The organism is Undibacterium umbellatum (assembly GCF_014284125.1).
Lineage (GTDB): Bacteria > Pseudomonadota > Gammaproteobacteria > Burkholderiales > Burkholderiaceae_D > Undibacterium > Undibacterium umbellatum.
Genome location: NZ_JACOFX010000016.1, coordinates 1 through 15,861, shown reverse-complemented (window position 1 = coordinate 15,861; position 15,861 = coordinate 1). Strand labels below are relative to the sequence as shown.

Genomic DNA, 15,861 nt, shown 5'->3' with positions numbered 1-15,861 from the left:
TCAGCCTGCGACACGACCATAGATATCATCAAAACGGACGATGTCGTCTTCGCCGAGATAGGCGCCGGATTGTACTTCGATTAATTCCAGATCAGTCTGCCCCGGGTTTTCCAGCCTGTGCTTGACGCCCAGCGGGATGTAGGTGGATTGGTTTGCCACCAGGGTCATCACCTCTTCACCGCGGGTGACCAATGCAGTGCCACTTACCACGATCCAGTGCTCGGCCCGATGATTGTGCATTTGCATGGACAGGCGGCCACCCGGCTTGACGACAATGCGCTTGACCTGGAAATGTTCACCACTATCAACCGAGTCGTAGTGTCCCCAAGGGCGGTAGACTTTGCGATGGTTATCGGTCTGAGTATAGTTTTCATCTTTCAGGCGGGTCACGACACGCTTGATGTTTTGGGTATTGGCCTTGTTGGTGACCAGCACGGCGTCTGGTGTCTCAACAACGATCACATCTTCCAGCCCCAGGCAGGCAACCAGACGGCTGTCAGAGATGACGAGACAATTGCGCGAATCTTCCAGCAAGACGTCGCCATGGACGGTATTGCCGTTGGCATCTTTCTCTGAGACTTGCCAGACCGCATCCCAGGCACCAACGTCCGACCAGCCAGCGTTGAAAGGGACAACATAGCCAGTGATATTCAAATCCTTGTCACGGGCCAGTTTTTCCATGACCGCATAATCTATCGAATCGGACGGACATGACAGGAATGCTTCCTTGTCAACTCGGACGAAATCGCAGTCTATGCTGGCTTTGTCCATGGCTTGCTGACAGGCCGCGAACATGGCAGGGTGGAAATGCGCTATGGCTTTTAACCAGGTGCTGGCACGCATCATGAAAATACCGCTATTCCACAGGTGGCGTCCGCCATCAAGGTATTGCTGGGCTACTTCAAGTACCGGTTTTTCGACAAAGGCTTGCAATTCGAGCACTGCAGCGCCTGGCAAGGCTTCACCTGTCTGTATGTAGCCGTAACCAGTTTCTGGCCTGTCGGGGACTATGCCAAAGGTGACCATGGCCCCTTCTACGGCCTGTTGCAGGCCCTGCTGTATGGCCAGATGGAAGCCCTGCTTGTCATTGATCACATGATCTGCTGGCATGACCAGCAACACGGCATCTTCGGCGTTGCTGACGGCAGACAGGGCCGCCAGTGTCAGGGCAGGGGCAGTATTTCGGCCGGTGGGCTCCAGCAGCAAGTTGCAATCGGTAAAACCAGCGACGCGCAATTGTTCTGCTGTGATGAAACGGTATTCTTCATTACAGACCACGATCATTTTCTGGGCAACGCCTATGCTTCCTGAAAAATCGCGTACACGTGTCGCAGTCGCCTGCAGCATGGTTTCTTCACCTATCAGGGCAAGCAATTGTTTCGGGTGTTTTTCACGCGATAGCGGCCACAACCGGGTTCCGGAACCCCCGGAGAGAATGACGGGCTGTAATAACATGGATAACTTTCTTCTTTTTGCCCTCAGGGCAGATTTTATAAAATATAAATAGAATTGTAATATCTAATCAGGAAACTCTGACAGGAGCGGCTTCAGTGTAGACAAGGACTGAATAGGCTACACTAGAAAACCTGGCTGGCTGGACCCCTGACGCATCTGGCCGCATCTGGCACCTATAAATTCACATGATGGCGCGGGAACGGAGTTTCATGGAAACGAGCTGGCTACATAAATTCGTCGCAGTTTACATCATCATTTATACTTCAAACCCTTTTAGCGGTCTAAAAACTGATAATTTGCCGCCAATTATGAATAAAACTACCGAATTATATGGCGATAAAAAATAAATCCCAGTCCGAAGCACAGCAACTGGCTGACAAGGCCAGCCTGATACAGCGCAGCAGGCGGAATGCCGTCCCGCAGAAATTAGTTCCCGAACAAGAGAATTTGCCAGCGGATAATGCAATTGAAACAATATCACTCCAGGAAACCATGCCAGAGAAGCACAATGCTGAGGAAAATAATGGTCTGGCCGTACCAGTAAACAGCAGTCAGCCAGCAACGCCAGTCGGTCTAAGGCAAAAAATCCGCCGCATCCCTGGCCTGGGTTATGCCCTGGCCTGGTGTAATGCCTTGCTGCGCTTGCCGCGCACCCGGTTTCAAACGGAAGTGGATATTGCCAAACTGCAAAGTCAGATTGATGAATTGAACCGGCAACTGGTCAGCCAGGTTCATCATCATCAAGAGCTGAAACAACGTTTCGCCCAATTTGAGTCGCTGAAACTACAGCAACGCATGGACCAGTTCGATGCGCTGGATGTAGGTAACCGCCTGATGCAGTTTGACCGCTTGCACATTGCACGTCAGTTGCGCTCAGTGAATTTGATGATGCGTGCGGGTCTGCAAACTGCCAGTGTGCAGAATACTGGTGCAGTACCAGCAATCGCAGTAGAAGTAAAAGACGTGAATAGCAGTGAGATGTCTGACCTGACACCAGTCAGAAAAGTAGCGGCAGCAGAATTGTCAGCATCTGATTTTGATCAGGACCAGTTTTATCTGGAATTTGAAGCTTTATTCCGCGGTTCGCGTGAAGATATCAAGCAGCGTTTGCAAGTGTATTTACCTTATCTGTCGCATATCAGCAGTCAGCCCAAAGAAGAACGCAAAATGGTCATCGACGTAGGTTGTGGCCGCGGTGAATGGCTGGACTTGCTGGATGAACAAGGCATACCTGCCATGGGTGTGGACATGAATATCTCCATGGTAAATGCTTGCCTGGACCAGGGTTTCCTGGTGTGCCACGCCGATGCGATTGCCTATCTGCGTGAGCAGCCTGCTGGCAGCATAGGTGCAGTGACAGGCTTCCAGATCATAGAGCATTTACCGTTTGAACAATTGATCGCCTTGTTTGATGCCGCTCACCATGCGCTATGCCCTGGTGGCGTGATTATTTTTGAAACCCCGAATCCGGAAAATCTCAAAGTAGGGTCTTGTAACTTCTATTTCGATCCTACCCATTTGCATCCTATCGTCCCGCAAGTGGCAGAGTTCATGGCAAGGCAGCGCGGTTTTTCTCATGCAGAGATTTTGCGCCTGCATCCTTATCCTGATGATCATATGCTGGCTGGTGGCAGTGAGGTCGAAGCACTGCTCAACAAGGAATTATTCGGTCCTCAGGATTACGCAGTCATAGGTCGTAAATAAGATGCAGATACATCAATTCAGTCCCTCCTGCGGCAAGGGTGATGGCGTCAGTAATGGCATGTTTTTTACCCGCGGCCTGCTGCGGGAAATGGGATACACATCGCATATTTATTGCGATCTGGTGCAAGACGAAGTGCGTGATGAAGTGCTGTCCATCAGCGAATTGCAACTCTCCAGTGAGGATATCTTGCTGGTACATCACAGCCTGGGTTACGAAAATTCAGCCTGGTTGAAAGATATCAAGGCACGCAAGGTACTGGTCTATCACAATATTACCCCACCACAGTTTTTGCCTGACAATGGCTTGCCTGAACTGAGTATTCTGGGGCGTCAGCAATTGGGCTTATGGGCTCAGGATTTCCAGGCGGCCATAGGTGATTCGGAATTGAATAGTTCTGAACTGCGCGCCGCCAATTATGCGAATGTCGTGACTATTCCCTTGCTGGTGGATGTGACGCGCTGGCAGCAGCATGCGTATAACACCAGCCTGATGAACAGTTTGCGCGGCGCGCATAATATATTATTTGTCGGGCGTTTATGTGAGCATAAACATCAGTTGCAACTGCTGGAGATGTTCAATGAAGTGCGACATTTCTCCAGCCAGCCGGTACGGCTAATACTCGCGGGGGGCGTGACCAGCCTGCCGTATCAGGAAGAAGTGCGCGCACGCATCACGACCATGCAACTCGATGGGCAAGTGCTGATGACAGGCAAAATTTCTGAAGAGGATTTGCTGGCCCTGTACCGTAGTGCCGATGCCTATGTCAGCCTGAGTGAGCACGAAGGTTTTGGCATGCCGCTGATAGAAGCCATGCTGCATGATGTCCCTGTGATTGCGCGTGCCACTGCAGGCGTGACCGACACCATGGGTAAAGCCGGTATTTTGCTGGATGCCAATGTCGGTCCGGCACAGTGTGCTGCCCATGTGCAGATGGTATTGACTGAACCTGCCTTGCGTCGCAGCCTCATCACCGGGCAGCGAGAAAATATCCAGCGTTTTTCACGTGTACAAATCAAGGAAAATCTGCAGGCATTCTTGCAGACGCTGGGCGTGCCCATGCCGTCCGGGCAGGTAAATGCCATTGAGCAGTCTCCGTCATTGTGGCAGATCGAAGGCCCCTTTGATTCCAGCTATAGCCTGGCAATCGTGAACCGTGAATTGGCGCGCGCACTGTCATCGCAACAAGAGTCATCTGATATGCAACTGGGTTTGCGTAGTCGCGAGGGGCATGGCGATTTTCCCGCGTCTACAGAATTTTTGGCAGCAAATCCCGATATCGCGGCCATGCAAGATATCAGCAAAAACAGCTTCGTCATGCCTGATGTGGCTTTGCGCAATTGTTACCCACCAACGCTGGATGATATGCAGGCCAGGGTCAGGGTAGTCAATTCTTATGGCTGGGAAGAAACTGGTTTTCCGCAGGAATTTGTTAATGAATTCAATCGTAAGCTGGACCTGGTACTGGTGGTCTCGCGTTTTGTCGGCAAGGTCTTACGTGACAATGGTGTGCGGGTGCCGATAGCAGCAGTTGGCAATGGCGTTGATCATCTGCTGAGAATGACTGCTGCACCTGTTCCGTCGGAATTATTGGATGGCTTGAAATCCTATCGCTTTCTACATGTTTCTTCCTGTTTTCCGCGCAAGGGGCCGGATGCCTTGCTAGTAGCATATGGGCAGGCATTCAGGGATAGCAATGATGTCAGCCTGGTCATCAAGACTTTCCCCAATCCGCATAATGAGGTGGCTGAACAGCTCGCAGCCTTGCAGGCTGCAGACCCGCATTTCCCCCATGTGCAAGTCATCATGGACGATTACAGCCAAGCACAAATGCGCGGTTTGTACGAGGTATGCCATGCCGTTGTCGCACCAAGCCGTGGTGAAGGTTTTGGCTTGCCAGTGGCCGAAGCCATGCTGCTCAAATTGCCGGTGATTGCCACGGCCTGGAGCGGGCAAATGGATTTCTGTAATGAGAGCAGAGTATGGTTATGTGACTACCATTTCGCCAAATCGACTTCGCATTTCAGTGCCGTGCATTCAGCCTGGGCTGACCCTGATGTTGATCATTTGAGCGACCTGATGAAGGAAGTATATGCCAGCCCGGCTGATGTGATCGCAGCCAAAACAACGGCGGCGCACGCGTATATTTCGGCAAATTATGCCTGGTCTGCTGTCGCTACCAGATCGCGGCAAGCCATTGCTGCGCTTGAGCAGCAGCCCCTACTGCGCAAGGAGCCACGCATAGGCTGGATCAGCACCTGGAATGCGCGTTGTGGTGTGGCTTCCTATTCAGCTTTTTTGACGGCTGGTATCCCTGCTGACAGGATAGTTTATCTGAGCAGTCACGTCCCAGAGAGAACCGCGCGTGATGCAGATAATGTCATCCGTGCCTGGGACTCCAGCATGGATGAGGACCTGGAATATGTCCACCTGGCCATACAGGAACAGCAGCTGGATGCCATTGTCATTCAATATAACTTCGGTTTCTTTTCACTGACTGCATTGGCCGATCTGATTTGTCGCGTGAAAGATGCCGGTAAAGCTGTGTATGTTTTCTTTCACTCCACAGCAGATGTGCAGCGTGATGAAGGCTTGATTTCTCTCAAGGCGATCGCCAGCCAGTTGCGACTGGCTGACCGCTTGTACGTGCATGGTATTGATGACATGAACCGGCTCAAGGGATATGGCGTGCATGAAAACCTGCTGTTTTTCCCACAGGGTTTGATGCCTACCCTGGATGATGCTGTTGCCAGAGTCGATGCCCGTCACTTGCAAGGGAAAACCGTGATCGCCACCTATGGTTTCCTGCTGCCGCACAAGGGTATCCAGGCATTGATCAAGGCTTTTGCTCTATTGCGCGAGCAGGAGGGCGGTGAGCAATATCATTTATTGCTGGTGACTTCGCTTTACCCTGTGGGTTTGTCGGAAGGCGAATATCATTTGTGCCGCCGTCTCATGTATGAATCGAACCTGGATGCACATGTGACTTTCCTAGCTGATTACCTGACGGATGAAGTCAGCCAGTCCTGGTTGCAGCAAGCTGATTTGATTGTCTATCCATATCAAAAGACCCAGGAGTCGTCCAGCGCTGCCGTGCGCATGGGTCTGGCATCTGGTCGCCCGGTGGCAGTCACGCCACTGTCAATTTTTGATGATGTGAAAGATGCGGTACATGTCTTGCCAGGCACGGGGCCAGCAGAAATCGCCGAAGGTATTGCAGCAATCTTGAGCGACCCGCAAAAGATGAAGGCGAAGGCATTACAGGCGAAAACCTGGACTGCGACCAGACAATGGCCAGCCCTGTCTCGACGATTATTGAATACGATAGACGGTATCGCGAATGCGTTGGATATTGAAATTGGTCGCTTGTAGAAAATAAGCAGACTCAAAGAAAACGGCGGATCTCATTCCGCCGTTTTTTATTGTTTGTCACAAGCAGTTTTTTCGCGGGCTTGCAGCAGGGCGATCAGTTTTGCTGTGTGTTTTTCTCTGGCCCAGTCTTGCAGGTGGTGGTCGGTATCGAAAAACCAGCTTTCTTCGTACATGAAATCCCTCGGTTTTCCCAGATATTCCAGACCTAGTTTGTTGATACGCGCTGGCAAGCCGGTATAAAAAATCTGGTCTTCCACATCGCTATCGTATTTTGCATGGTGCAGTAATACGGTGGGCATGGCGATGACGCAGATGTTATTGGCTTTGGCCCATTGCGCATAGTTTTCCATTAGCTTCCAGCCACCAGTTTCTGTCGCAGCCCTGTGGCCGTAGTCCCAGGCTTTGGCGACTTTTAGCGCGGCTATATCACCTGCGCTGCGCTCTGCGGGACTGGAGTGGGTCTGGTCGCCGCGAGCATCCAAATGATGAGCGCCATAGGTGCCACTGGTCACCGGACTATCTGGAAGATGGCGCAATCCATGCAGCCAGCGTTCTGGCCCCAGCCCGGCGGCATACTGCAATTGCTGCAAGCGTGTCAGGCTGCGCCAGTAATCAAGGTCCCTTGCCATGACATAGTCGATGACTTGTGAATTAGCTTTGCCAGCATCAAGATAGAGCGCATATTCCATGGGCATGAGTATGATGTCACCGGGACGGGCGACGCGGCGCGATACATCCAGTATATAAGGCAAGCCCAGACCCGCATTCACAGCAAGATTAATGACCGGCTTTTGCCAGAAATTTTCCAGCATGCCGGAATCTATGCCAAACATGGCATTCGAACCCGCGACGACCAGTACACGCGGTGTGTTGACTGCTTGTGCGGCGTGAACCTTGTGCTGATAAGCATCGTAGACCCAGCGTGAACTGGCTGTAGCTGCACCGAGCTGGTATTTGATGCCGACTACCCACAGTATGCTGAGTATCAGGAAACTGCCAGTCATGGTGAGCAAGAATTTTTTCATGTTCTCGCTCGCTCAGAAATTAAAATACAAAAATTCTGTGGCTGGCCTGACGGCCATCCATTTCAACGCGAACCACAGGCATACGCCGGCGATAATGCCGAGTGCCATCTGCCTTCGTTCACTGAGCTGGCTGACTGCGACATTCGGGCTGGGGTCGTATTTCAATAGCTGCGTCGTATTCGGCAAAAACCAGACGATGGCCATGCCTATACTTATCCACAGCCAGCCTGCATCTACTGAGGTACTCAGCAGGGCTTCTGCCACGTGAGCGATATTTTGCCAGGGCAGGGTAGGCAGACGCGTGCCTGAGTCTGGCTGCAGCAGGGCTGCATACATATGACCTGCACTAGCCATATCCGGTGCCCTGAACAATACCCAGGCAAAAGCGACCAGGATAAAGGTCACTACGATGCTGAGGGCTGCGGGTAGTTTATTCCATACTGCACGCAATGTAGCGTTGCCTTGTAAAACATAGTGCCAGAAATGATTGAGCAGCAACATGCTGCCATGCAGGGCTCCCCACAAAAAGAAGTTCCAGCCTGCGCCATGCCATATGCCCGCCAATAACATCGTCAGCCAGAGATTGCGGTAGCGTTTGAACTGCCCGTGGCGATTGCCACCCAAAGGAATATACAAGTAGTCGCGCAAAAAACTCGACAATGTCATGTGCCAGCGTCGCCAGAAATCGATGATGGAAGTTGCTTTGTAAGGCGAGAAGAAATTGACTGGCAGCTTAAAACCAAACATCAATGCCAGGCCTATGGCCATGTCCGAATAGGCTGAAAAATCAAAATACAATTGCAGGCTGTAGGCCAGCATGGCTTGCCAGGCCGCTTCGCCACCAGGTGTGGTGTGTCTGGCCAACTCAAATACCGGGCTGGCATAGCGTGCCATGCTGTCTGCCAGTATGGCTTTTTTGAACAAGCCCAATGCCAGAAATGCAGCACCCGTAATCAGCGCTTCCTGTTGCCCGAAAAGTGGATTTTCATCTACCCTGGTTTGTGCAATCAGGGGCTTGTGGTGGACGATGGGGCCAGCGATCAGTTGCGGGAAAAAGGAGACAAAAAACAGATAGTCGAGGGCATTGTGTCGGTGGACATCACCACGCCTGCAATCTACCAGATAAGCGATTTTCTGGAAGGTCACAAAGGAAATGGCCAGCGGCAAAACCACAGGGTCTATGGGGGGAGCGGCATGAAAAACGGCAAACAAATTTGCCAGCAGGAAGTAAGTGTATTTGAAGCCACAGAGCACCAGTAAATTGAAACCTATGCCAGCTTTCATCCAGCGGCTGGCCAGGTTATCGTTTTGCTGTTGCCTCGCCTGTAGTATGCGACCACCCAGCCAGAAATTGGTACTGATGGAGCCTAAAAGCACGGCTAGATAGCGCACATCCCAGACTGCATAAAAGATCAGGGAGGCCAGTACCAGCCAGCCCAGTGCCAGTCTTAGTCCGCCTGTTTTTTTACACAGCCACCACACTGCCAGGGTAATGGGCAGGAAAAGAAACAGGAATTCAAAAGAATTAAATAACATCGTGAGCTAGTAAGCTGGTGAATTGGCTAGTGCAGTATCAGGCCTTGCCCTGATTCAGCTTGCGCCCAGTGCCAGTTTTTGCAGTTCGTCGGGTTTGCGTATAATGAGGCGGTGCAAGTCTTTCTCGACTATGCCCTGTTGCGCAAGATGCAAGAGCGCTCGGGTAACAGTTTCCCGGCTGGTGTTGATCATCATGGCGATGTCCTGATGAGTAGGCAGGTTCTCTATGACTTCCAGATTGCCTGGCATGGTTTTTTTAAACAGGGCAATGAAAGCATAGATGCGCCGGGATGTATTACTGATGCTCAGCAAGGCACGGAATTCTGAATCGCGCTGAATTTTTTCTGCCAGATGGCGCAACATCATATTGGCCATGGCAGGCGAATGGGAAAAAAGATGCATGGCTGTGGCACTTGGTAAAAAGCCGACCAGTACATTACTCAAAGCGACCACCGAGGCAGAGCGTGGCGTGCCATTGATGATGGCTATTTCACCAAAGAAGTCACCCTCCTTGAGCATGCGCAAACCAATCGCACGGCCGTCTTCAGTTACATCAACAACTTGCAATTGCCCTGACAACAAGAACAGCAGGCTGTCGCCGATACCGCCCTTTTGCAATACCACATCGCGCTTGTTGAAGTGACGCACGCGCATGTCGGCCTTGACCTTGTTCATGTCTTCATCGCTGAGGCCCATCAACAGGGGGATATTGCGCAAGTTGACCGTGATCTGGTTAACTTTAACCTGTACTTTGGTTTGAATCGGAATATTTAATTGCAGTTGTCCAGGCGTGAGTGGTGGAGACTCCGCGCTCGGTGCCTTGTTGTGGATCACAGCAACTTCATTATTTGATACCGTCATTGGTCAATCCAATTTTGAAGACTGGCCTTTGCGCTTCTGTGCGCAGCAACTGGTCATTCGTTCTCAATATATTCTGTGTCAGCGTTAATGACAGATGGTGACAGCGGGTCATCAATTCAAATTGCGGGCATATTCATCGCTCGTCAACTTGTGTTCAGATTTTGCTTATTCTACCGGGCTCTCATTTTCCTCATGTTGTTTGCTGTAATTCATGCTGCATGAGTATGCATGGAATAAAAGAGGACGGCAGGAACTTGAACCATGCTCTCTATCCCTGACTTAGAAATTTTGCCATTGCCAGCTTAACTGCAGGGTTTTGCTATTGTATTGAAGGATGGATATATTTTCCTTGTTATTTGTGGCGCGAAACTCCAGTTGCAGGGCCTGGTTGTTTGTCACATACCAGTTCATGGCAGCTTTTAAGGTCTGTATACGCTGTCGTCTTGCCACATCAATCAGGTTGGGTGAGTAAATTCCCTCACTTTGCCAAAGTTGCTGGCTCCAGCCCAATTCCAGTTCACTGCGCTGGGATAGCTGGCGTCTCAGTGTCAAATTACCATAATAGCCGTCTCTATGACCACCCAGGCGATTTGCATGGGCGCGGTCTGCCAGATAGGCGACACCAGCTTGTAGCTGGAATTTCTCAGCTTCATAGTTTGCCAGGCCACGCAATTCCCATGTGTGACCATCAAAATTGCGCAAAGTCGGGTACTGCACATTGGTGTAAGCTGCTATGGTACTGAAACGCCATGGGCTGGCTTGCCTGGTGGGCAGCATCAGGCGCAATTGCGCTACTTCCTGTTTCTGATACAGCGTGCCGCCCAAAGTCAGGATGCTGGCCATGGCCGTGCCTTTGACGCTGTAGTCACGCCATTTCCAGGGGTGTTCCAGGCCCGCAGCCAGCGCCAGCGTGTTATACGAGGTCATGGCATCATAGCTGCGCGCACGCACTTGTGCGAAGCCCAGGGTCCCCTCTTTCGCCAATTCAGTAGAGATATTCGCTGATATAGTCGCAAAACGATCAGCCTTAGGCTGATATTCTGGCAATAGCACCAGTTCCTTTTGTTCTGTACCACTGCCGAAGATGAAGGTGGGGTTACTGGCCCCCTGATTGACATTGGTGTCATAGCCTACTTCCAGGCTGAGCGACATATGCTTTTTGCGTGAGCGCACCTTGCACTCCTTGGGCTGCAAGATATCCAGTTTCTGCACTTGATCTTCGGACAGCGGCAAGCTTTGCTTCATTTTCAAAAACAAACGGTCCGCCTCGGCCTTGTTGCCGAGTTCACATTGCAACATAGCCAATTCCAGCCACGCGCCTGCATGCTGGGGAATTTTTTCTATCAAATTGCTCAGTATGGCCTTGGCTTCATCATGGCGCTTTTCGCTGATGGCCTTCAGGGCGCCTAAATACAGGCTGTCACTGTCAGCCTCTTCCAGGGTCGTTCCGGCATAGACATTGCCGAATGAGGTCAGCAATAGCATCAGAGGCAAAAAACGCAGATACCTGCCTTTTCTCCTCATAGCATTACCTCGACTGTGTAAATCGTAGTTGGTTTTTCCTTGCCCTTGAGTAAACGCTCGCCTAATGGCTGGAAGACATGCCTGGTCGAGCTCTCCACGGTTCCTTTGCCGATGATGATGTCATGCGGGAAGTGGCGCGCAGCGTCTTCCAGGCGTGAGGCGGTATTCACACTATCTCCGACAGCAGTGTAGATACTGCGGAATGAGCTGCCAAAGTCTCCTGCAATGGCAATGCCGCTTTCTATTCCTATCCTGACTCTAATCTTCTTTCTCCCTTGTTGCTCGTATAGCTGACTTAATTTCCTGACATTTCTTACTATTTCTATGGCCGCATCCAGCGCCAGGTCAGCGTGGTTTTCTACTGGCAAGGGGGCACCCCAGAATGCCACCAGACCATCACCTGTATATTTGTCCAGAGTGCCGCCTTTTTCCAGCACGGGTGCAGTCAGGCACTCCAAAAACTCCCTTGTCAGGTTGGCTGCTTCTTCCATGGACAAGTTTTCAACCTGACTGGTATATCCCTCCATATCAGCAATTAGTGTCGTTACATGCAACTGACGCGGTGCCAGCGGATCTTTCAAGTCACTGCGCAGCAATTCCTGCACGACTGCCTTGGCGACATATTGTTGCAGGGTTCCCAGCAGCCTGCGTGATTTGCGCTGTGCCGTTTGCCAGCCAAATGGTACGGCAACAGCCAGTAAAAAAAAGTTCGTTACCAGGGGGCTGACAGGTGAAAACCACATATCGTGATCAACGACTAGGTAAGCCAGTACCATCCAGACTGCCGAGGCCACTCCCAGCATCAATGTATTCGCCAGCGCTGAGAACCGTGGAAACATAAATACTGCAATACCTGCAGTCAGGGCGCTGAAGAGCAGGGCAATCCAGCGCCCGGGCCATTTAACATAGTGCTGGCCCTCTTCTTCATCCAGCATGGTCGTCAAGGCTTGCGCATGCACCAGAAAACCACTGGTTGAAGACAGCAAGGGCGTTGGCACACGATCCGCCAGACTCAAGGACGACGAACCGATAATAATATACTTGCCATGCAAGGATTCCAGCGGTGTAGTGCCCTGCAAAACGCTGAGCGCAGGCACCACTTCATATGATGCCAGGGTCCGGCTGTAATCCACCCGTGCGAAGCCATTTTCATCAACATCGGAAAACCGGCTATTGCTGCCAAATACCTTATCTGTCTTTCTTCCTGAGCAGCATTGCAACAAGACACGTGACAAGGCATCGTAAACTTTGTTGTCAAAGCGTGTCTGAACAGGAATCCGGCGTAAAGTTCCGTCCTGGTCAGGTACAAAACCAATATTGCCTATATACCTGGCATCACCCAACCCGGCGTGATTGGCAATAAAACCTGTGGCCTGCGCCATGTGAGCCAGATCTGTCTGGCTAAAAGTGGCGGCAGGCACGCCACCTATCAGTTGGCCGTTGCGGGCAGGTGTGGTTTTATTTTTGTGAAAATCAAAGGCCTGTGCCAGCACCACCGGACCATGGGCGGCCAGCACGGCCAGGCGCTGGTCGCCAACGGTATCTTGCTGCTTCTCAAAATAGATATCGAGCGCAACGCCACGAACATTGAAGTCGGCGATCAGTTTCTCTATCAGATCAGCGATACGCTCTCTGGGCCAGGGGGTAGCACCAAGCACGGATATACTATGATCATCAATATCAATCAGAGCCAGCCGTTCTTCCGGCAAGTCTTTAGCACGTAGTTGTGCATAATGGTCACGCAGCCAGTTATCACCAGTAAACAGACGCTGGCTTTCAGGCAGCCATTGATTGACTGCGCACAAACTGACTGCCAGTGCGGCAATGACCGACCACAAATAAGTTTTTGCCGGGGTGCGCAAAAAAATCCCGAAAGCGTGCCTCATGTTTGCGAGAGAGTGTCCGTTGAATTGTTCAATGTGCAATGAGGCAAATGGGAATAGATTTCGATCAAAATAATTTCGGCTGCATCATAAGCTGAAATCAAAAAAAATGTTGGGTTTTATGCATCGCATCTTGAGCTAAATGCATATCCGCAAGAAATTATCAAAATTATCTGTAGCTTGCTAAAGTTCGTATTTATTTGCTTGATTAAGGCTGGTTTGGCTCCAGCAGTTCAGGCTATCTATAATAAACCTACTGTTTTCAATGGCTTAGCAAAAAAATGGTATAGTAACTGGAAATCGTAAATTGTGACCGTCATCACAATATTTTTTATTTATCAGTGGATAATGGTAAATGTAAAAATTAGGTTTAACTGGGGCAATGTGTACTCAGTGGGAAGTATTTTGCTGTTTCTTTCAGCAAGCAAGGATGAAATATGAAGACTCGAACAGATAATTTGTCAGGAAACTTTCTCAGGTGGATATTGCTATCCCTGATGGCTGTTCCCGTATTCGCATTTGCAGAAGATGCTGCAAAGGTAACGGCGATCTGGGGTAAGGTTCAGATCAATGGCAAACCTGCAACTGTGGATAGTCAGATTTCAGAAAATACCAGCATCAAAACCGGGGCAGATGGTTATATCTATCTGAAAACCCTGGACGATGGAATGCTCATCGTGCGCCCGAATAGCGAAGCGCGCATAGTTAGCTACCATGTGGATAAAAAAGATCCCTCGAATACGCGCATCAAGCTTGAACTGGTTTCTGGCGTGGCACGTAGTGTTTCAGGCAATGCCGTCAAGCTGGCAAGGCAGAATTTCCGCTTTAACACGCCAGTTGCCGCCATCGGTGTAAGGGGCACAGACTTCATCGTATCCACGACGGCGGACGTGACAAGGGTCGTGGTATTGGAAGGTGGTGTCGTTGTCAGTGGCTTTGATGGAGCGTGTTCTCCACAGGGCGGCGGCCCTTGCGAAGGTATCAGTGCAACAGAATTGTTTGCTCGCCAGCAAGGATTGTTGCTGCAAATTAATAAAGGACAGAGCAAACCACAACTCTTGCAATCTGCACCGGGCATCTTGCCTGACTCTTTGGCACCTCCAAGATCTGATGAGCCAGGTAGCAAGACTCTGGGAGCCAGCAATAATACCAATGTGTCAGCCGCAATCGACCCCAATCTTGATCCAAACAAGGCTGGTGGAGTTCAGCAGACACTGGTAAATAACAAGCCTTCAACTGGCACGGGCAACCCGGGTGGACAAGTCGCACTGGCAAACACCATCATCTGGGGTCGCTATTTTGAACTGTTTGGCCAAAAGGCAGAAATTGATCTCAAAAAACAGGACGAGAGCCAAAATGCCAATCTCGGGACCAATAAATATTTTGCTATATATCGTGCCAAAGATGCAGAGTGGCAGGTGCCGACTACCGGTAGTCTGGGGTTTGCATTGAAAGACAGTCAGGCACTTGTTGTCGATAATGTCAAGAGCCTTGAGTCAGCAGCAAAACTGGAAAATGGCAAATTGCAACTGGATTTTGCCAGCGCAACTTTTACGACGGGATTTGATGTAGTTTCCGGTAATGAAAAATTTGCCTTGCGGGGTGAGGGTAGCGTCACCAGTGGCGGTGTTTTGTATGGTGTCAACCAACAGATGCCATCAGCAAATATGTCAGTACAAGGCGTAGTGACTGCAGAAAAAGGCGGGACTGCATCTTATGTCTTCCAGTCCAAGCTGGATGAAGACGGCAAGCGCATGGTTTACGGTGTCACCTATTGGAGCAAACGATGACAGAGTGATTGCCTACTGTATTTTTATGGCAATTATTTATGCTTGGGTTTTGTATCAGCTTGTAAAAAGTAATATCTTGCTGGATAGAAAAATGGGGGGGCTTCTTCGGAAGCCCCCCTTTTTTTTATGTTTGCCGTATTTGCATTGCCATGGTGATTTTCAGACCTGCAGGGGGGGGCTTAATAGAGGAAATGAATTGGAAGATAAATACTGTATTGATGCTTTGCTACCTATATAAATGATGTTGTTCCCATCGAAGCTGATAAATTATTTAGTAATTTGGTGTAACGAAATATTCATTTTGGTTTACTTCCGGGGAAGTCGTATAATTGTAGGTTGGCAAAGTCACATCTAGACTTTTCATTTGAAAGCTGTTTCTGCAGAGCTAATGAAAAATCTGGAATAGCAAAGCCAAATGTTGTTGAATCTTGCTTTTTTTTGAAAATGTGATTTCGGTCACATCTTCGATTGGGTGCTTCTGCGATTATCTGCTTGCCGTAACGCGAGTAGGTGCCTAAAAAGCAAGCTTCGCACTTTTTAAATCATAAATCAGGAGTTCTAAATGGCCAATACAGCAGCAGATATCCAAAAGCTTTACATCGCTTACTTCAATCGCCCAGCAGACCCAAGTGGCCTGGCATACTGGATGGCGCAAAGCTTCACACTGAACCAAATCGCTGACAGCTTCTCCAAGCAAGCAGAATATGCAACAG

9 protein-coding genes are annotated in these 15,861 nt (G+C 50.2%); 3 read left to right on the top strand and 6 right to left on the bottom strand.

What is annotated here, in order from left to right:
• Positions 1-1,455 (bottom strand): mannose-1-phosphate guanylyltransferase/mannose-6-phosphate isomerase, encoded by a 1,455-nt coding sequence (locus H8L47_RS22485; RefSeq protein WP_186955848.1) that lies wholly within the window; start codon positions 1,453-1,455, stop codon positions 1-3.
• Between the two features lie 330 nt (positions 1,456-1,785).
• On the opposite strand from H8L47_RS22485, the gene H8L47_RS22480 reads away from it, so the two are divergent.
• Together H8L47_RS22480 and H8L47_RS22475 are read left to right on the top strand one after the other, a co-directional pair.
• A complete protein-coding gene (locus tag H8L47_RS22480) occupies positions 1,786-3,159 on the top strand; it encodes a class I SAM-dependent methyltransferase (protein WP_186955847.1) in 1,374 nt (457 codons plus the stop codon).
• Position 3,160: 1 nt separating this feature from the next.
• A complete protein-coding gene (locus H8L47_RS22475) occupies positions 3,161-6,529 on the top strand; it encodes a glycosyltransferase family 4 protein (RefSeq protein ID WP_186955846.1) in 3,369 nt (1,122 codons plus the stop codon).
• A 47-nt stretch (positions 6,530-6,576) separates the two neighbouring features.
• On the opposite strand, the gene H8L47_RS22470 is transcribed toward H8L47_RS22475, so the two are convergent.
• From H8L47_RS22470 to H8L47_RS22450, 5 genes are all read right to left on the bottom strand, one after another.
• Complete coding sequence (locus H8L47_RS22470) at positions 6,577-7,554, bottom strand: hypothetical protein (RefSeq protein ID WP_186955845.1); 978 nt, start codon at positions 7,552-7,554, stop codon at positions 6,577-6,579.
• Between the two features lie 12 nt (positions 7,555-7,566).
• Positions 7,567-9,090 (bottom strand): MBOAT family O-acyltransferase, encoded by a 1,524-nt coding sequence (locus H8L47_RS22465; RefSeq protein ID WP_186955844.1) that lies wholly within the window; start codon positions 9,088-9,090, stop codon positions 7,567-7,569.
• Positions 9,091-9,144: 54 nt separating this feature from the next.
• Complete coding sequence (locus tag H8L47_RS22460) at positions 9,145-9,951, bottom strand: Crp/Fnr family transcriptional regulator (protein WP_186955843.1); 807 nt, start codon at positions 9,949-9,951, stop codon at positions 9,145-9,147.
• A 279-nt stretch (positions 9,952-10,230) separates the two neighbouring features.
• Positions 10,231-11,436, bottom strand: a complete 1,206-nt coding sequence (locus H8L47_RS22455) for a tetratricopeptide repeat protein (RefSeq protein ID WP_222616651.1) — start codon at positions 11,434-11,436, stop codon at positions 10,231-10,233.
• A 35-nt stretch (positions 11,437-11,471) separates the two neighbouring features.
• Positions 11,472-13,361 (bottom strand): CHASE2 domain-containing protein, encoded by a 1,890-nt coding sequence (locus tag H8L47_RS22450; RefSeq protein WP_186955841.1) that lies wholly within the window; start codon positions 13,359-13,361, stop codon positions 11,472-11,474.
• A gap of 434 nt (positions 13,362-13,795) precedes the next feature.
• Here H8L47_RS22450 and H8L47_RS22445 point away from each other — a divergent pair, with 434 nt between their 5' ends.
• Entirely contained in the window at positions 13,796-15,148 is a 1,353-nt protein-coding gene (locus tag H8L47_RS22445) for a FecR family protein (protein ID WP_186955840.1), read from the top strand.
• The last annotated feature ends 713 nt before the right edge of the window (positions 15,149-15,861 follow it).